Source organism: Natrinema amylolyticum, assembly GCF_020515625.1.
Classification (GTDB): domain Archaea; phylum Halobacteriota; class Halobacteria; order Halobacteriales; family Natrialbaceae; genus Natrinema; species Natrinema amylolyticum.
In genome coordinates this window covers 167029-184674 of record NZ_JAIWPJ010000002.1, presented here as the reverse complement: position 1 = coordinate 184674, position 17646 = coordinate 167029, and the positions used below count along the sequence as shown (strand labels likewise).

Genomic DNA, 17646 nt, shown 5'->3' with positions numbered 1-17646 from the left:
TGCGGCGTCATCGTCACCCCGGAAATCGCAAGAGGATTACTCGCTCGCCTCGTCTCGAGAGCCATGAGCGACCCCCGCGTCGTGACGACGCTGGATTCGTTTCGCGCCGCCGTTCGCGACCGCGACAGGGACCCGTCCGAGACGGGCGAAACTGGGCCGACGCACACCGGACACCGCGTCCCCGTCGAAGTTCGCGTGACCGCGGACGACCCGTTTCTCGCCTATCGACGGGCGCGCGACGGCGCTGATGGGACCGTCTTCCTCGAGACGACCGGCGGCCAGCCGGGCTGGGGCTACTTCGGCGTCGACCCCGTCGACCGGCTCACCGTCGGCTCCGACGCGGTACGGCGAACGCGCGACGCCAACCGGTCGCCGACGCTGGCCGCGCTCGAGGGGCTGCTCGCGGGCGAGGCGATCGCCCGCGGAGACTGTGACGTGCCCTACCCCTGCGGTGCCGTCGGTTGGCTCTCCTACGACATCGCCCGCGAACTCGAGGCGTTACCCGACTCGGCCGTCGACGACCGGGAACTGCCTCGTCTCGAGGTCGCGGTCTACGACCGGCTCGTCGCCTGGGAGGAACCGACCGACGGCGAGGTGACGCTGCGGATCACGGCCTGTCCGCGGGTCGGTGTCGGTAACGAGGACCCCACTGACGCCGACCTCGAGGCGGCCTACGAGCGCGGCCGCGAGCGGGCGATCGATCTCGCGCGAGCCGTCCGCGACGGCGATCCCGAGATCGGCGAGCCGCCGGTCTCAAGCGCGGAGGCGACGTTCGAGAGCGACTGCGGCCGAGCGGCCTTCGCCGACCGCGTGCGCCGAGTCAAGGAGTACGTCCGCGACGGCGACACGTTTCAGGCGAACGTCTCCCAGCGGCTGGTCGCGCCCGCCGCGGTCCACCCCGTCGCCGCCTACGACGCCCTCCGGCGAGTCAATCCGGCGCCCTACTCCTGTCTGCTCGAGTTCCGATCGGCCGACCTGGTGAGCGCGAGTCCCGAGTTACTGCTCGAGCGCGAGGGGGAGTTCGTTCGGACGGAGCCTATCGCCGGCACCCGGCCGCGCGGCGACACGCCCGCGGACGACGACGCGCTCGAGGAAGATCTGCTGACCGACGAAAAGGAGCGCGCGGAGCACGCGATGCTGGTCGATCTGGAGCGAAACGACCTCGGGAAGGTCTGCGAGTACGGCTCCGTCGACGTCGACGAGTACCGCCGGATCGACCGCTACTCCGAGGTGATGCACCTCGTCTCGAACGTGACGGGGCGACTGCGCTCGGACGAGACGCTCGCCGACGCGGTCGCGGCGACCTTCCCCGGCGGCACGATCACCGGCGCGCCGAAGCCGCGGACGATGGAGATCATCGACGAACTCGAGGCGACTCGGCGCGGCCCCTACACCGGCAGCGTCGGACTCTTCGGCTTCGACGGCCGAGCCACCCTCAACATCGTCATTCGGACGTTGGTCCGGCACGCCGACGAGTACCACCTGCGGGTGGGCGCGGGCATCGTCCACGACTCTGATCCGACCCGCGAGTACGACGAGACCCTCGACAAGGCCCGCGCGCTCATCGCGGCGGTCGACGACGCGCTGGGCGAGCGGGCCGAACTGGGGCTCGAGGCGGAAAGCGGAGGTGATGAGTGTGAGTGACGAGCATAGCGTCCGCGAACGAGCGAACGCGAGTGAGCGGCCCAACGACCGACCGGAGGGAGGGAGGCAGGGTTTTCATCAACGTTTTGCCAGGGAACGAGCGTCAGCGAGTGACCGCAGCAAAAGGTTGCTCGTCGTCGACAACTACGATTCGTTCGCCTACAACCTCGTCCAGTACGTCGGCGAAGTCGCGGACGAGGTGCTCGTCCGGCGCAACGACGAGATCGATCTCGCGGGCGTTCGCGACCTCGAGCCGACCGGGATCGTCGTCTCGCCGGGGCCGGGAACGCCCGAGGAGGCCGGGATCTCGATTCCGCTGTTCGCCGAGACCGACTACCCGATTCTGGGCGTCTGTCTGGGCCATCAGGCCCTCTGTGCGGCCAACGGTGCGCCGGTGGTGCACGCTCCCGAGGTCGTCCACGGGAAGCCGTCGACGGTCGGCCACGATGGCGAGGGACTCTTCGACGGCCTGCCTGAGAGCTTTCAGGTCGGGCGCTACCACTCACTGGCAGTCGATCGCGCGGACCTGCCGGCCTCGCTCGAGGAGACCGCCTGGACAACTGACGAGCGCGGCGTCCTGATGGCGGTCCGCCACCGCGAGCGGCCCCACATCGGTGTGCAATTTCACCCTGAGAGCATCCTCACGCGCGGTCACGAGGACGCCGCGCGCGACGACGGTATCTCGCTCGAGCTGGGCAAGCGACTGATCGCGAACTTCTGTCGGTTCGCCGCGACTGCCGACCGGCGTCCCGACGGTCGCGACGAACGGAGCGGAGGGGCCCGGAATGAGTGACGACTTGCGCTACCACGTCGACGGCGACCTCGTGCCCGCCGGCGAGGCCACCGTCAGCGTCGACGATCGGGGCTTCCGGTACGGCGACGCCGCCTTCGAGACGCTCCGGGCCTACGGCGGGACAATCTTCGCGTGGGACGCCCACGTCGAGCGCCTTGAGCGAACCTGCGAGGCCCTCTCGCTCGAGCACGGACTCACCGCCGCAGATATCCGGGAGCGGATCGACGAGACGCTCGCGGCCAACGACCTCGCGGACGCCTACGTCCGCCTCTCGATCACGCGCGGCGTTCAGCCGGGGAAACTCACTCCGCAACCCGATGTCGATCCGACCGTCGTCGTCTACGTCAAACCGCTTCCGCGGGGCGGCCTCGAGAGCGACCCGGTCTGGGACGGTCCGGCGACGGTCGAGACGGTCGAAACGCGACGGGTCCCCGACGAGGCGATCCCGGCCGCGGCCAAGACGCACAACTACCTGAACGGAATTCTCGCTCGCGCGGAACTCGAGGACGAGGCGGACGAAGCGCTCATGTGCGACCTCGAGGGGCACGTTACGGAGGGGGCTACGAGCAACCTATGGTTCGTCCGCGACGACACGCTCCACACGCCGACGACCGACGGGCCCGTGCTGCCAGGGATCACCCGCGATATCGTGCTTGAAATAGCTCGCGACGCCGGATTCCCGGTCCGCGAGGGACGGTACGAGCCGGCCAACGTGCTCGAGGCCGACGAGGCATTTCTGACGAATCGAACGTGGGAGCTGCGTCCGATCGCGACGCTCGACGGGCGGGAAATCGGGGGCGGCCCCGTGACGGATCGACTGTCGCATCTGTACGACGAGCGCGTCGAGAAACGGTGCTACGAGTGACGGCTCCTCGGTCTCACCGCTTCCGTCCCAACAGCGACGACAGCGTCCAGCCGGCGATGGACGCCCCGCCGAAGGCGAGTACCCCGCGGTGGGTCGGATCGGCGAGCACCGTCCCGGCGAGCAGATAGCCACCGGCGAACAACCCGGTCGCGACGGCCGAGGCGGCAACGGTCCACGCCACGTCACGCGACCGGGACCGGTCCTGGGGCCGATGCGCTTCGTGTGCGGCGGGGACGAGCACGCCGATCGTCACGAGCAGGAGTACTCCGCTGGCGGACTCGCCCCAGTGCGATGCGCTCCCGAGCGCGACCGCCATCGCGATCGGCACTGCGGTGGGCAGGACCGGCAAGGAGCCGGAGTGCAAGTCGTCGCTGAACCGTTCACGAAGGGTCGGCCGATTGGAGGGCAGCTGTAGCTACGACGACCTGTTGGTTTAAAATGTCTTTCCAGTGTCTGGTCCCGTCAGTCGTCGGACTCGGCGACCGGTCGATTCATCTCGCCGGATTCCGCCGGCGCGTCTACGAGTTCCCGCTCCGTCCCCGAGAGCTCGAGGACGAACTCGCTCCCGAAGGCCGACGCGGGCGTCTGAAATCCGTTCGGGATCCGACCCACATCCCGGAGAACCCGTTGGGCGGCCGTCACCGCAGACTCGGCGGTGAGCGCGTAGGGGTTCGGCGTTCGGAGCCTGGCGCGCGCCCGTCGACCGGTGGCTTCGTCGATGACTTCCCCCCAGACGACGGCGCTGCCGGTCGCGAGCTCCCGTTCGTTCGGGCCGTCGAGGCGAGCGTCGATCAGTCGCTTCAGGACCCCCTCGACGGGCCGGCGCTCGAAGAGCCAGGCGAGGGAGTCGGCCGCCGAGAGGGCCCGGCTCGCCCACGACGGCGCGGCGGCGTAGACCTCGACCGATTCGATACCGGTGCTATGGGGGGCGGTGACGACGTCGCCCCATGGGATCGTAACGGCGTGTTCGGGGCCGTCGCCGAAGTCGACCTCACGGGTTCGGAACGCGGTCGGCACCTGGATGAGTCGTCCGTTTCGGCGAACGACGCCGCCGCTACCGAGTTGGTCGACGAGCGTTCGGGCAGTCCCCCGCGAGAGGCTACCGCCGCCTTTGATCCCGAGTGCCAATCGATCTGCGTCGGGAAGCTGGTCGGCGAGAAAGGCCGCCAGACAGTCGGAGGGCACGACGTCGAAGCCGACGCCGGGGAGCAGCGTGATCTCCGCCTCGCGAGCCGCGGGGCCGCGCTGGCGGAGCCGCTCGAAGACGGAGAACTCGCCCGTGATGTCCAGATAGTCCGTCTGCGTCTCGAGACAGGCCTCGACCAGTGGACCGACCGTCTCGGCGAACGGTCCGGCGCAGTTCAAAACCGCATCGAAGGGAGCGATAGACGCGTCGAGATCCGCCGACTCGAGGTCGAAGGTCTGCCCCTCGACGCCGAGGTCGTCGGCCTGCGCGGCGACCGCGCGGCCGTCGCGGCCGGCGACGACGGGAGAGCCGCCGCGCGCGACGGCCTCGCGCGCGATCAGCCGCCCCGTGTAGCCGTAGGAGCCATAGATGAGAAGCGAGTCCATAGGCGGCGTTTGGGAGAGAGGTGTTTAAAACTCAGTCAGACATTTGCTCGCCAGTGGTCGTAACGTTCAGGACGACCGACCGGTAAACGGTTGATAATGGACGCAGGACGGATCACGGCGCTCGCGGACGTTCCCGACGACTCGACGTTCCTCTTTCGCGTCGCCGACGAATCGGGCGAGGAACGGGAAGCGATTCTCGTCGTCGACGGGGTGGCAGCGACGGACGGCGGTAACCCGACGGATCCAGCACCGGACGGCGGCGACCAGACGGATCCGGCGGCGGACGCTGACGACAGGATCGCCTGTTGGCTGAACTACTGCCAGCATCTCACGCACATCAAACTGGACAAGGGCTCGGGTGCGCCGATGCGAGACGGCGAACTCATCTGTGCGAACCACGGCGCGTACTTCGAGGCCGACTCCGGACGCTGTACCTTCGGCCCCTGTGAGGGGGCGTACCTCACCGATCTCGAGATCACCGTCTCGGACGGCGACGTCTACCTGACCGACGAGGAGTACGAGTTCGTCGGTACCGGCCCCCTCGAGAGCGACGACCTCGATCGGGCCTCGACCTCGAACGTGGAGTTTTAGACTGCAGTCGGAGCGACCAGATCCCGCTCCTGATCGTACTCGAGCAGGCCGGCGTCGACGAGCCGCGGCAGGTGATCGTGATAGAGTGAGAGATACACCTCCCTGACCCGTTCGGCCGAGATGTTCGTCACGTTGTGTCCCGTTTCGCGAACGGCGACTTCCTCGGCCGCGTCCGGCAGCGTCAGTTCTTCGCCGTAGGTCCGCATGACTGCAAGCAGCAGTCGACGACGCTGGTCGGCGAGGAGGGCGAAGGCGTCGTCGAGCGACTCCGCCGACGCGTCGGCTCCGTCCTGTTCGTCGAGCCAGTCGAGGACTGTCTGTACGGACTCGACGCAGTCGCGCTCCGAGTGGGGTCTGGAAGTCATATGTGCTCCGTGGTCTCGAGTCGAACGGTCGCGACGGCGAGCGGACGGCAGTCGCCGTCGATCGGACGCGGAACCGCCGTTCGCTCGAGGGTTCGTATCGGGTTCTCGCTTGCACCGTAAATATTAGTATCGGATCGGAGTCGGAACGAGAGAGCGGGCTGACAGTCCGCCGTCGATGACTGTCAGTGCTCACTCGATGGTGAACGTCGGCTCGTCGATCGACTCGCTCTTACAGTCGGGACACCGCGAGGGGAGGTTCAGCAGGTCGTCGTAGTCGTCGAATCCGCAGTCCCGACAGGTCGGCGGCGCGACGAGCAGCCGTTCGTCCGTTCCGTCGACCGACTGCGAGACGTGTTCGACGTGGCGGACCACCGCGTGCGGCGTGAGATCGAACCGGGTCGCGAGCTCGCTCGGCGTCGCCGGCTCGGCGCGGAGCGCGTCGGCGAGCTTCTGTCGCGTCGTTTCGTCGGCCTCGCGCATACGTTGGCTCACGGGGGTCTCGCATTTATACTCCCGGCTGCGAGTCCGCCGGATCGAAGCCAGCCTCGTGACCGACGACCCGTCGAACCTCGGTTTCGGGTCCCCTGAAAGGGCAAGTAACTTACCGCCGCCAAGTGAAGTCCGGTTCATGAAGGCCGTCGTCCTTGCAGGCGGGTACGCGACGCGAATGTGGCCGATTACCAAACACCGGCCCAAGATGTTCCTCCCGATCGGTGAGTCGACCGTCATCGATCGCATCTTCGCGGAGCTCGAGGCTGACGAACGGATCGAGGAGGTCTACGTCAGCACTAACGAGCGGTTCGCACCCGACTTCGAGGCCCACCTCGCCGACAGCGAGTTCGACAAGCCAACGCTCTCGATCGAGGACACGACCGAGGAAGACGACAAGTTCGGCGTCGTCGGTGCGCTCGCCCAGCTGATCGACCGCGAGAACGTCGACGACGACCTGCTGATCATCGCCGGCGACAACCTGATCAGCTTCGACATCGCCGAGTTCCTCGACGACTTCCAGGAACGAGACGCGCCCACGCTCGCCGCCTACGACGTCGGCTCCCGCGAGAAAGCCACGTCCTACGGGTTGGTCGAACTCGAGGGGGACCGCGTCGTCGACTTTCAGGAGAAACCCGACGATCCGAAGAGCACGCTCGTCTCGATCGCCTGCTACGCGTTCCCACAGGACTCGCTCTCCCTCCTCCCGACCTACCTCGAAGACGGCAACAACCCCGACGAGCCGGGCTGGTTCGTCCAGTGGCTCCAGAACCGCGAAGCCACCTACGCCTACACCTTCGAGGGTGCGTGGTTCGATATCGGCACTCCCGAGAGCTACCTCGACGCCGTCGCCTGGCACCTGGACGGCGACTCGCTGGTCGCCGACTCGGCGACGCTGGAAGACGCTACGATCGGCGAGAATGTCCACGTCATGGACGGCGCAACCCTCGAGGGAACCGACCTCGAACACACGGTCATTTTCCCGGACGCGACGGTTCGAAACGGCGACATCCGCCGCTCGATCATCGATCAGGGGACCCACATCGAGGACCTGGACCTCGCGGGAGCGCTCATCGGTGCGCACACGACGATTACCAACGGCTCGGAGTAATCCCCGTCCCCGTCCGCTTCGACTCGGGCTCGAACTCCGGCAACGACGCGCACCGCCACCGTGACGGCGCGAATCGACCCCTGCCGTCTCGAATCGGTCGACACAGCTATCAGTCCTCGATATGATATCTTCGGACGACGCGCATGAATCCCGACCAGTCGGTACGGGCGGTCCTCGAGCGGTACGCAGACGGCGTTCCCTGTGAGGAACTCGCGGCCGAATACCGCGAGCACCGGCGCTGGACCGGTGACGAGCCGCTCTCGCTCCTCGCCGAGGCCGCCGCGTCGACGACCGGCCAGCGCTTTCTCGGCGGCATCGAGCCCGCCGTCGCCCGATTTCGCGACGCGTTCGTCGCGACCGGCCGCGTCGACTCGTTTCGGAACCTCGCCGCGCTCGACCGCGAGGACGACGAACTCGTGGCCGCATTCGGTGCCGAGCGAAAGCGCCGCGTTCTGCTCGAGGCCGCCCGCGTCCTCGCCGACCGGCCCGAGTCCGACGATCTGGTGTCGCTGATCGGCTGGGCGGAATCGGTCGACCACTACCGCTACGACGAGGACCCCATCGGCTCGATCGCCGGCGTCGGCCCCTCGACGGGCCAGTACCTGCGCCAGCTCGCTGGCGTCGAGGCGATCAGACCCGTGCCGGCGGTCGTGGACCTAATCGACGCTATCGACGAGGACCTCGCGTCGTCGCCGCTCGACACCGCGACGGCACTGCGGACGATCGCGTCCGTCGAGTGGCTGGCGATCGAATCGTCGTACACGCCGCTCGAGATCGACCGCCTCGCGTGGTGGCTCGGGACGGACGCGACCGACCGCGAGGCGACGAGCGACATCCACCGGCGGGGTATCGGTGCGGCGACTGCTCGGTTTCGACCGACCGACTCAGGCCGTTAGCTCCCTGACTTCCGCGAGCCCGTTCTCTGCCTCCGCCTTCGTCGTCTCGAGCGGGTCGACGATCGCGGCGGGCAGGTTCATCCGATCGGCGAGCGTCAGCAGCGTCTCGAGCTTCGTGATCTCGAGGCGTTCGATCCCCCGCCCCAGTTCGGTCTCGACGAGATCTCCCAGCACCGGATCGTTCAGATCGTTGACTATCTCCTCGCGGTCCGTTCGCAACCCCTCGAGCGCCGGGTTCTCGACCGGGGCGGGTTCGGCTTCGATCCCCTCGAAGATGGGCTCGAGACGACCGATCTGCTCCGTCGTAGCCTCGCTGTGCGCCATGAAGAACTCCTCGAGCTCCTCGTCGGTCGCGGCCTCGGCCAGCCCCGACTGGAGCTCCTCGAGTTCGCGCTCGATGTGGTAGAGCTCCCGCAGCTCCCGGACGAACAGGTCTCGATCGGTTTCGATCATAGCCGGACCGTCGACGCACGAGCGCATAGCGGTTGGCCCGTCACTCGAAACGTCCCGACGCCGACTCGAGTCGTGCATCCGTAGAGGGCGTCATCGAACGGATTTTGGTCCCTCTTGTGCCAGCTACTGAATCCCTCAGTAGTACGTGTCACGCCGAATCGGCCACTCGTCTGCGGTGGCGCGCGCTGTGCTGCGGTGAGTCAGAGACGAACCGCAGCTCGAAGCCATGCGAGGGATGAGCGAGCGGAGCGAGGCGCGAACACTGTGAGCGCCTCGGAACGCGAACGGTGACCGACGGGAACCGTGAGCAGCGAGCGAATCGGTTGGGGAGGGCGTGGCGATTCCCTGTTGCCACGGTAGCAGAATACTCTCCGCTACCAGTTTCATTTCCGGATCAGATCATTCCGGGACGTTGACTGTTACTCGAGCCGTGCGTCCGTGATCCGCAGTCGCCCACGCGTCCACTCCACTCGCGCTCGTACTCGAGATCGATCCGCCGGTCCATGTGCGGTCCGTCCACCACGAACGTCTCAGAATCACCTTTTTCCGCTCGGGTTCGGTCGCGTCGCTCCCTCACCCCTCGCGCAAAAATCTGTCTGGCGAGAGCCAAGCTCTCGCTGACCTTTGCTCACTTTGTTCGCAAAGAGATCAAAAAGCCGCTCGCTCACTGACTCGCGGCCGGGGCCGCTCGTCTTAACGCGGCGCGTAGCGCCGCGCTTCCGTTCGCTCGCGGTACACTGCCCTACACTAATTTCGCGTCCGTAATCCGCAGTCGCCCCCGCGTTCCCTCCCATTCAGTCTCGTACTCGAGGTCGATCCGCCGATCCATGTGCGGCCCGTCCACCACGAACGTCTCGAACTCGCCGCCCTCGCCCAGAATGTGGACGCCGTACTCCTCGTGGAGGGCCTCGAGGTCTTCGATCGCCGCCCGGTCGAGCGTTCGTCCGAGCCACGACTCGTCCAGCCCGTGGGCCGCGACCTGAATGATCGCGATTTCGAACCCGGCATCGAGCATCGCGTCGGCCAGTTCGCGGGGCTCTTCCTGCCAGAGCGGGGCGAAGAGGTCGCAGTCGAGGCGGTCACACATCCCCTGAATGCGGCTCGTCTGGTACTCGCTCTCGACGGCGCCTGCAGTGACGCCCGCGATGCCGCCGGGGAGTTCGCGATCGAGGTCCTCGAGCGCGGCCTCGAGGGGCTCGAGTTCGTCGTCGCCCTGCGCGCCCGAATCGGTGGCCGCGTCGGCCTCGAAGTCCTCGGGTTCGACGTCGAGCAGTTCGATCCCGATGCTCTCGGCCGCCAGCGCGGCCAACTCCGTCGCGGGGACGTGATACATGTACGAGTCGCCCGCGGGGTGGACGGTGACCAGTCGCTCGACGGGAAGGCCCTGCTCGAGGGCCCGATACAGCGCCCACGAGGAGTCCTTGCCGCCCGAAAAGAGGCTGACCCACGTGCCGTCTGCGTCGCTCATAGTCAGTGGTCGCTCGGCGCGGGTAAATGAATACCGAGTCGGGATCGAGTCAGGGGTCCCGATCGCCGGCGTCAGAACCCGGGTTCGGGTCGGAACTCGGGTTCGCGTTAGCGCCCCGGTTTGCATCGGCACCGCCGTCGGTGAGTTCGGGGTCGCGCCGGTCCGGCCCGGGCTCCGACTCGGGATTCTCGACCGCGTCGGACGGGGCTTCGGGGTCGGGGTCGACGCCCGCTTCGGCCGCCGTTCCGCCGTTAGTGAGCTCCGGCTCCGAACCGCCGTCGCTCCGTTGGGCGGCCTCGGCCGAACCGCTGAGCGAGGACGCGATCCGCGCTCCGACGAGGCTGATGACGATCGCGGTGACGACGAACAGGGCGAGGCGTTCGCCGGCGACCATCACGAACCGCTCGTTCGAGAAGATGAGGAACTCGTTTGCCGGGACGACAAACGGCTCGATCACGCCCTGTTGCTCGAGGAAGTACGCGGAGAACCCGCGAACGACCAGACTCACCGCGACGACAATAAACGGGAGGTTGAGAAAGGAGGTCCGGACCGGATCGTCACCGATCGCCTCGTCGAGCAGTCGGCCGGCACTGGCGGTCAGCGCGGCCATCGCCAGCCAGGGGATGCTGTCGAAGGCGAACCGCGTCGCCGGGATCACCACGCCCGGCGTCTCCCCGAGGTTCGAGACGCCGAGCGCGCCGACGAACAGGCCGACGAACGTCAGTCCCGCGGCGACCACGTAGGTGACGACCGACACCTGCCCGGAGTACAGCGATTCCTGCGTCTGGCGGGCCAACCGAGCCAGGCGCTCGTCGACGTTGAACCCTTTGTAGAGCAAGAAGAGGCCGATGACGGCGGTGATCGCGGCCGCACCCTGTGCGGGGCCGACCGTGGTCGCGAGCAGCGGGAAGACGAGCAGGGCCAACCCGATCGGGACGAGGACGGTCTGGCGCAACTCCTCGTCGGCGAGGAACTGCTTGAGCAGGTAGTAGGTCGACTCGATGTCGCGGGCCTGGCGAACGACGACCCGATCGACGGAGTCGACCTGAACGCGGCTCTCGACGATCGGAATCAGGCGTTCGTCCTCCGCACTGTCGGTCACCACGACCGCCGAATCCGGGTCGTACTCGGCGATGAGATCGTCCAGTTGCTCGGCGACCGCCCGATCGGCCGACACCATCGACTCGTGGTCCCCCGAGACGACCGCGACGACGACCTCCTCGTTCTCGTCGCGTAAGTTCTGGGCGACCCGCAGCGACTCGAGCAGCGTGTTCACTCCCGAGTCCTCCGGATCCGCGAGGCCGACGTCGGTCACGAGCGCGCGGACTGCCTCCCAGCCGACGACGGGCGACCGGAGACCGGTCTTGCGGCCCACGTCGTCGGTCCGATCGAGGCAGACGACCAGCGTTGTCACGGTAGGCGATGCATTCTGTGCAACGATAAAACCACTCACTCGTTCGAATACGTTCGCGCCGGTATCGGTTCCGGAAGCGTGTCGACCGCTGAGCGGGAGCCACCTGGCTACGCCGACGCGGCCGACGCGGTCGACGCGACCGACGCAGTCACTGCGAGCGCGGGAGCGCCGCGGTCAGCTCCGCAGTCGAAACCCGCGTCCGTCGCCGAGGCCGGCGATCCCGGCACCGAAGGCGTACGCGACCTGCTGGGCACCCGCGCCGACGCGAGCCATCAGCGGTCGCTCGGGTTCGAACTCCTCGACGGCCACCTCGTCGGTGTCGAGACGGTCGGCGAGTTCGTCCTCGATCTCCCGTCGCGTCCCGAGGTGGTCGACCAGATCCATGTCGTAGGCCTCCTCGCCGAGATAGATCCGCGCCTCGGTGTCGCGAACGAACTCCGGCTCGAGATCGCGGCCGTCGCTGACCCGCTCGACGAACGTCTCGTAGTAGTCGTCGATCAGTCCTTGCAGGTACTCGCGTTCCTCGTCCTCGAGTTCTTTCAGCGGGGTGCCGGCGTCCTTGAACTCCCCGGCGGCGAACCGTTCGTAGGAGAGGCCGACCTTCTCGGCGAGGTCGCTGGCGTTGACCCGCGAACCGATGACGCCGATCGAGCCGACGATCGATCCCTCGCGAGCCCAGAGTTCGTCACAGCCGCTGGCGATCCAGTAGCCGCCGCTGGCACAGACGTCGGTCGCGTAGGCGACGGTCGGGCCGTCGAAGCGCTCGGCCGCGAGACGGATGTCGTCGCTGGGGACGACCTCGCCGCCGGGCGTGTTCAGCTTCAGGAGGAGTGCTCGCACGTTCTCGTCGTCGTTCGCGCGATCGATCTGGTCGACGACGTCGTCGGCCGGCGTCGCGCCCGGACTCGTCGGGAGCGGGCCGCCACCGCCGTCTCGACTGATCGGCCCCTCGACGGCGACCTCGGCGACGTCGTAGGTCGGAAACAGCGAGTCGGCTGCGTTGCTCGCGAACCGCAGACCGACGAGGACGACCGCGAGCGCGACCAGCACGCCCAACAGATCCGCCAGCGTCTCCGGGTAGACGATGAAGAGGGCGATGGCGACCGCCGCGGACGCGAGTCCACCGAGCACGACCGTCAGGAGTCGATCCATCCCGCCGCTACTGACCACGGACAGCACCTCGATTCATATCGATACCTGGGAGCGGTTCCCGTTAAGCGTTGACGTTCCGAGACGACGAATCAGCGCCGTCGACCGATTTCAGGAGACACTCGGCGGGCCGTTCGCGCTCGGATCGGATGCCGATCTCACCGGGCGAGCGGGCGAAATGGCGACGGACGGGTACGCGGGTCCGGCGCGCTAGGGTCGCCGCGAGTCGGACGTCGACCCGCCGTCGGTCTGGGCCGACCGCGTCGGGTCCCCGTCCGCGACCGGCTCCGTCTCGGTCGATTCCGTCGCGTCGTCCGCGATTTCGGGCTCGATCTCGGTCTCGAGATTCGCGTCGGTCGCAGCGGCCTCCTCCTCGTCTTCGTCGGACCGACTGTCGAGCCACGCACGCACGAGGTTCACGCCGTCCTGGAAGAACGGCACCGGATCGTCGGCGACCGCGTAGTCGAATCGGGGATGGCGAACGAGCGACGTGGCGACCTCGCGGGCGGCCGCGCCGAACGACGGCCGCTCGACGAGCGGGTACTCCTGGGTCGCCACGCTGTGCAGGTAGCTGAGTTCGCCCCGCAGCAGATGGCCGCCCATCCCGACCTCGTAGGTCGGTTCAGACCTGATCGGCTCGTCCATCGCCAGCTGCCAGTAGTAGTAGGGGAAGTCGGCACCTGCCCGGACCGAGAACGGCAGGGACGACCAGAACCGCGGATTGATCTCCATCAGCTTGAACTCCCCGTCCGCGGGATCGCGCAGGAACTCCACCATCGCGAGCCCGTGCCACTCGAGTTCGCTCAGGAGCGCGCGACCGGCGGTCTCGAGCTCCGGAATGTGGACCGATTCTCGGTAGGCGCTGGGGCCGCCGCAGTACTCCCAGCCCCGACGCTGACAGTGCTGGAACGTCGCGACCGGCTCGCCGTGGTCGTAGAGCGCGAAGAAGCCGAACTCCCTCGAGTCGGGGATCCGCTCCTGGACGAGCGGGGTGTGGCCGCGTTTCTCGACGACCGTCTGCGGGTCCGGCCGCGTCCCCGGCCGCTGGTACTCGGTCGACCCGATCTCCGCGTCGTCGAACCGCGCTCCGAGATAGGTGGGCGACGCCACGGTGTAGCGCGGCTTCACGATCGTCTCGCGGTTCCAGTCGTCCCACTGATCGAGGAGTTCGGTCTCCGGAGCGCCGACGCCGGCCGTCTCGGCGGCCGCGAAGAGTTCGACGCGATCCTGGACGCGTCGAAGGGTCTCGAAGTCGGGCCACGGCGTCGCGATCTCGTCGGCGAACGCCGCCTTTCGCTTCGAGAGAACGTAGATGTCTTCCTCACGGACCGGAATGATCGTCCGAACGGCTGGGCGTTCGGCGAGCGAGAGCAGCGCATCCCCGTATGCAGCGAGATCCGTTTCCGGATCCGGTAACGTAACGAACTCGTCGCGGTAGGCCGAGCTGGCCGCCGGCGTCGACCGTGACTCGGAGCCCACGATGGTCCGGACGCCTCGCGGGTGCAGTGAGCGGAGACAGGCAACGGTGCTCGGTGCGTCGATCCCGGGCACGAGCACGCTCGCGTCGTCCCTGTGACGTTGCATGACCGATACCTGGGAGTCTTGTTGCATTGTTATAGATCGGATAACCCGAGACGTCGTTCGCGGCTCCGGTTTCGATCGGGATACGCCGTGTTAGGCATCGAATACCCGCTGCTCGAAGGCGGTATCCCTGTAGGCCGTACACCTCTGTATCCGTCCGTCTCGAGCCTCGAACACGTGAACGAACCCGATGTCGAAGTCCCGTCCGTCGATCGTTCCGACGTAGGCACCCGTTACGATCATCGTTTCACCCGCGTCGACGAACCGCTCGGGAAGCGCTTGGAGATGATCAGCGTGCCGACCGGGGGCCGTCACCGCGCTCTCGAGGACCGCGTCGATTCCCGTTTCCGTTCGCGCGGCGCGATCGCCGGTCGTAGCATCGGTCCAGGTGACGTCGCCTTCCAGTATCGCTGCCAGTTCGTCCGTTCCGCCCCGATCCGTGACGGCGCGATTGAACGCGGCGTAGAACTCGGTGAGGCGCTCCCGCACCGTCGTTTGTTCGACCGACCGTTGTCCGTTCGTTGTCATGACTGTGTTCGTTCCCGTCGAAAACGTGAACGGACAAAAGAGTCCGATCCGGTCACACGCGGTGAGAACGTCGCGGCGACAATCACCCCCGTTCGGCCGGAGACGGGAGCGAGCACTCGCCGACGTTCCGGACGATCTGCGGGAAGCCGTCGCTACGCGAGCGCTCGAGACCCCCGAAGACTCGGGGAGAAAAATCGCGGTAGACGGAATCGACTTAGAGCAGCCCCGTCTTCTGGAGCTTCATCAGGTCCTCGGTGTCGAGGGTTTCGCCTTCCTTGAACTTCTGATAGATTTCCTCGGCCTCCTCTTTGGCCTCTTCTTTCTTCTTGTCGCGTTCGGACTTGCGCTCCTCTTCTTCCTGCTTGTCCAGTTCGCGCAGGCGCTTCTGGACGCGGACGAAGTCCTCGTGGTGGCGGTCGGCCGCCTCCTGGGCCTCGACGAACTTCTCGTGCATCTCGTCGGCCTCGTCACGGATGTCGTCGGCCTCGCGATAGGCCTCGATCATCTGATTGTGATGTTCCTGGGCCTTGTCCGCGAGCTCCGTCACCTTCTGGTGGTGCTGGGAGGCTTCCGATCGCACTTCCTCGGCTTCCTCGACGAGCTCCTCGAGATCCTCGTTCTGATCGAGTTTCTGCTTGCGCTCCTCGTACTCCTCGCGCTTGCTCTCGATCTTTTCGATGAGTTCCTTCTCTTCCTCGCTCGAGAGGACCTCGGTCTGCTGTTTGAACTCGAGGTCCTCGATCTCTTCTTCGAGCTCCTCGAGGTCCTTGCCCTCGTCGAGCTCCATGTCCGACTTGAGCTGCTCGACCTTGTCGAACAGCTCGTTCGCTTCGGCGTTGAGCTCGTTACGGCTCTCCTTGTGTTCTTGGACCTGCTCGTTGAGCTCGTCGCGTTTCTCGCGGTGCTCTTGGGCTTCGTCGACTTTCTCGCGGGTCTTCGCGTTGAGATCGTCGCGCTTGGAGGCCCGATCGGAGGCCATCTGGTTCAGCTCGTTTCGCCGGTCCCGCAGTTGACCGGCCATCTTGATGAGCTGTCCTTTCGATTTGTTTTCTAAGTCGTCCTCTGTCAGTTCGATGTTCTTCGATTCGTCTACCATGTTAGTCAAACCTCTGTGCCATACCCGCACCGGAGGAACGGTCTGACGGCGGTCCGAGTCGTTTGCCGACCGCTGGGCGAGTGACTCGGGGATAGCCGTCTGACCGTTCGAAGCGGCTGCTCACGATCTGCGAAACCTCGGTGAATAAGATTTCCTGTCATCGATCGTCGAGCGATACGCGCCCCGGTGGCGTTCTGGTGACTGATACTACTGGCCGCTATAGTTTAAATGTACCGGTCACGATATCCCTGAAAACCGTTAGCAGGGACCTCGTTCCCCTGTGTTGGGAAGTACCATGGGCTGACGGACGTATATAAGTACCATCGTGGACGAGTCGTTCGGCGACCACGGCGGCGACTCGTCCCTCTGAGAGAGGCGTTTCGGCAGTTCGGTGCGACTAGAACAGGTTCTCGAGCCGATCGTCGGCGAACTCCTCGGCGTGGTCCGTTGCGCCCGCCTCCTGGGCATCTTTCGCCTCGCGAGCGCGTTCCATGAACGCCTCGATCCGGTCGGACCGTTCCGCGCCGCCGAGCAGGACGAGCGCGCCGAGTCGGTCGCTGTCCAGCGGGAAGTCACCGCCGCGGACCTGCATGCTCCCGGTCTCGTCCTCGAGCCAGCGGCGGGCCCGCTCGACGCCCTTGCGTGGGATCGCATCGGGTCGGCCCGCGATGACGAGCAGCGCCGAGTCGGCCGTCGTCGCGTCCGGCAGGCTCGTTCCCGTCAGCAGCGCCTGTCTCGAGACCGTCATCGCGGTGGTGATGTTCTCGCTGCTGTCCTCGCTGGCGACTTCGGTGGCGTAGCCCAACGTCGCGACGCCGCCCGAGCGAAGGGTGTTGATGACCTCGCTCGAGTCCACCACGCTTTCCCCGACCCCTTCGACGGCCTCACCGGAGGCGAAGAGCAGGCCGACCCGCTTGGCGATCCGTTCGTTGATCGTTTCGAATGCGCTCTCGATGCTCTCGCCCTGTTCGTGCCAGGCATCGTTATCGATCAGCAGCGTCGAATCGGCCTCCCGGAGGAGCGTCTTCAGGGAGCGACCGGCGTTGGCCTGATAGAGCGCCCCTTCGTTCCGTCCCGGCAGGACGCCGAGCGCGTAGACCGGGATATCGTAGATCTGTTGGAGGTGGTGGACGAGGACCGGCGCGCCGCCGCTGCCGGTGCCGCCGCCGAGGCCGGCGACCACGACGATGGCTTCCGATTTCGAGGTGATTCGACCGTCGAGACCGTCCAGCACTTGCTGGATGTCCGACTGCATCACTTCCGTACCGAGTTCGTTGTCGGCACCGACGCCGTGTCCGTTCACGCGGTCGGCACCGATCAACTGCGTCTCGACGAACTGGAGGGACTGGAGGTCGGCTTCCGCGGAGTTGACGGCCAGCGCGCCCTGTACGGCTCCGAAACCCATGTCCGCGTCGAACCGGGCGAGCCGTTCGGTGACGTTTCCGCCGGCCTGACCGACTCCGATCAGGGCTACCTTCATACCAGTTGCATCTCTGCCAATCCTGTTGAACGTTCCGGTGATTTGATACGCTGATCTCGGCTCAAGCGGGTCCGATCGCAGTTTCGACCGATGCGACACCGCCTGTCCGACGGTTGGCGAAGGTCACAATACATTTCAGCCGGATTCCCCT

At 66.6% G+C, this 17646-nt stretch carries 18 protein-coding genes and 1 pseudogene; 6 read left to right on the top strand and 13 right to left on the bottom strand.

Translation table 11 applies throughout. The annotated features are described in order from the left end of the window. The first annotated feature begins 63 nt into the window (after positions 1-63). From pabB to LDH66_RS11130, 3 genes are all read left to right on the top strand, one after another. Entirely contained in the window at positions 64-1644 is a 1581-nt protein-coding gene (gene pabB, locus LDH66_RS11140; protein ID WP_226481151.1) for an aminodeoxychorismate synthase, component I, read from the top strand. A gap of 127 nt (positions 1645-1771) precedes the next feature. Then, positions 1772-2437 carry an anthranilate synthase component II gene (locus LDH66_RS11135; RefSeq protein ID WP_226481150.1) on the top strand — a complete coding sequence of 222 codons (666 nt, stop codon included), beginning with the start codon at positions 1772-1774 and terminating at the stop codon, positions 2435-2437. Further along, entirely contained in the window at positions 2430-3302 is an 873-nt protein-coding gene (locus LDH66_RS11130; RefSeq protein ID WP_226481149.1) for an aminotransferase class IV, read from the top strand. Before LDH66_RS11135 ends, LDH66_RS11130 begins: the two co-directional genes overlap by 8 nt. 13 nt (positions 3303-3315) lie before the next feature. Here the strand turns inward: LDH66_RS11130 and LDH66_RS11125 are convergent, their stop codons facing one another. Next, on the bottom strand, positions 3316-3651 hold the full coding sequence (locus LDH66_RS11125) for a hypothetical protein (RefSeq protein ID WP_226481148.1): 336 nt from the start codon (positions 3649-3651) through the stop codon (positions 3316-3318). Between the two features lie 113 nt (positions 3652-3764). Beyond that, positions 3765-4874 carry a saccharopine dehydrogenase family protein gene (locus LDH66_RS11120; RefSeq protein WP_226481147.1) on the bottom strand — a complete coding sequence of 370 codons (1110 nt, stop codon included), beginning with the start codon at positions 4872-4874 and terminating at the stop codon, positions 3765-3767. A 96-nt stretch (positions 4875-4970) separates the two neighbouring features. Between LDH66_RS11120 and LDH66_RS11115 the strand changes: the two genes are divergently transcribed. Continuing rightward, entirely contained in the window at positions 4971-5465 is a 495-nt protein-coding gene (locus LDH66_RS11115; protein ID WP_226481146.1) for a Rieske (2Fe-2S) protein, read from the top strand. On the opposite strand, the gene LDH66_RS11110 is transcribed toward LDH66_RS11115, so the two are convergent. Then, positions 5462-5830, bottom strand: coding sequence for a DUF7344 domain-containing protein (locus LDH66_RS11110; RefSeq protein ID WP_226481145.1), 369 nt, complete (start codon positions 5828-5830; stop codon positions 5462-5464). The two genes, LDH66_RS11115 and LDH66_RS11110, sit on opposite strands and share 4 nt — an antisense overlap. A 189-nt stretch (positions 5831-6019) precedes the next feature. After that, positions 6020-6310 (bottom strand): transcriptional regulator, encoded by a 291-nt coding sequence (locus LDH66_RS11105; protein WP_226481144.1) that lies wholly within the window; start codon positions 6308-6310, stop codon positions 6020-6022. Positions 6311-6458: 148 nt separating this feature from the next. Here LDH66_RS11105 and LDH66_RS11100 point away from each other — a divergent pair, with 148 nt between their 5' ends. Both LDH66_RS11100 and LDH66_RS11095 read left to right on the top strand, forming a co-directional pair. Continuing rightward, positions 6459-7430, top strand: coding sequence for a nucleotidyltransferase family protein (locus tag LDH66_RS11100; RefSeq protein WP_226481143.1), 972 nt, complete (start codon positions 6459-6461; stop codon positions 7428-7430). Positions 7431-7573: 143 nt separating this feature from the next. Next, positions 7574-8326: a hypothetical protein gene (locus LDH66_RS11095; RefSeq protein ID WP_226481142.1), complete on the top strand. Its 753-nt coding sequence runs from the start codon at positions 7574-7576 to the stop codon at positions 8324-8326. Here the strand turns inward: LDH66_RS11095 and LDH66_RS11090 are convergent. The 9 genes and pseudogenes from LDH66_RS11090 to LDH66_RS11050 all read right to left on the bottom strand — a co-directional run bounded on the left by LDH66_RS11090 (position 8315) and on the right by LDH66_RS11050 (position 17495). Beyond that, on the bottom strand, positions 8315-8779 hold the full coding sequence (locus LDH66_RS11090) for a YciE/YciF ferroxidase family protein (protein ID WP_226481141.1): 465 nt from the start codon (positions 8777-8779) through the stop codon (positions 8315-8317). The genes LDH66_RS11095 and LDH66_RS11090 overlap by 12 nt on opposite strands. A 419-nt stretch (positions 8780-9198) precedes the next feature. Next, positions 9199-9326 (bottom strand): annotated as a pseudogene (locus LDH66_RS11085) (diphthine--ammonia ligase); the annotation flags it as partial. A gap of 195 nt (positions 9327-9521) precedes the next feature. Beyond that, positions 9522-10247, bottom strand: a complete 726-nt coding sequence (locus tag LDH66_RS11080) for a diphthine--ammonia ligase (protein WP_226481140.1) — start codon at positions 10245-10247, stop codon at positions 9522-9524. Between the two features lie 49 nt (positions 10248-10296). After that, positions 10297-11661 carry a DUF373 family protein gene (locus LDH66_RS11075; RefSeq protein WP_226481139.1) on the bottom strand — a complete coding sequence of 455 codons (1365 nt, stop codon included), beginning with the start codon at positions 11659-11661 and terminating at the stop codon, positions 10297-10299. 174 nt (positions 11662-11835) lie between these two features. Further along, the gene (gene sppA / locus LDH66_RS11070) at positions 11836-12831 is read right to left on the bottom strand and encodes a signal peptide peptidase SppA (RefSeq protein ID WP_226481138.1); all 996 of its coding nucleotides are present in this window, start codon (positions 12829-12831) and stop codon (positions 11836-11838) included. A gap of 189 nt (positions 12832-13020) precedes the next feature. Next, on the bottom strand, positions 13021-14394 hold the full coding sequence (locus LDH66_RS11065; RefSeq protein WP_226482004.1) for a carboxylate--amine ligase: 1374 nt from the start codon (positions 14392-14394) through the stop codon (positions 13021-13023). A 90-nt stretch (positions 14395-14484) separates the two neighbouring features. Beyond that, a complete protein-coding gene (locus tag LDH66_RS11060) occupies positions 14485-14919 on the bottom strand; it encodes a nuclear transport factor 2 family protein (RefSeq protein ID WP_226481137.1) in 435 nt (144 codons plus the stop codon). A 214-nt stretch (positions 14920-15133) separates the two neighbouring features. Beyond that, complete coding sequence (locus LDH66_RS11055; RefSeq protein ID WP_226481136.1) at positions 15134-16015, bottom strand: coiled-coil protein; 882 nt, start codon at positions 16013-16015, stop codon at positions 15134-15136. Positions 16016-16412: 397 nt separating this feature from the next. After that, positions 16413-17495, bottom strand: a complete 1083-nt coding sequence (locus LDH66_RS11050; RefSeq protein ID WP_226481135.1) for a tubulin/FtsZ family protein — start codon at positions 17493-17495, stop codon at positions 16413-16415. Between the last annotated feature and the right edge of the window lie 151 nt (positions 17496-17646).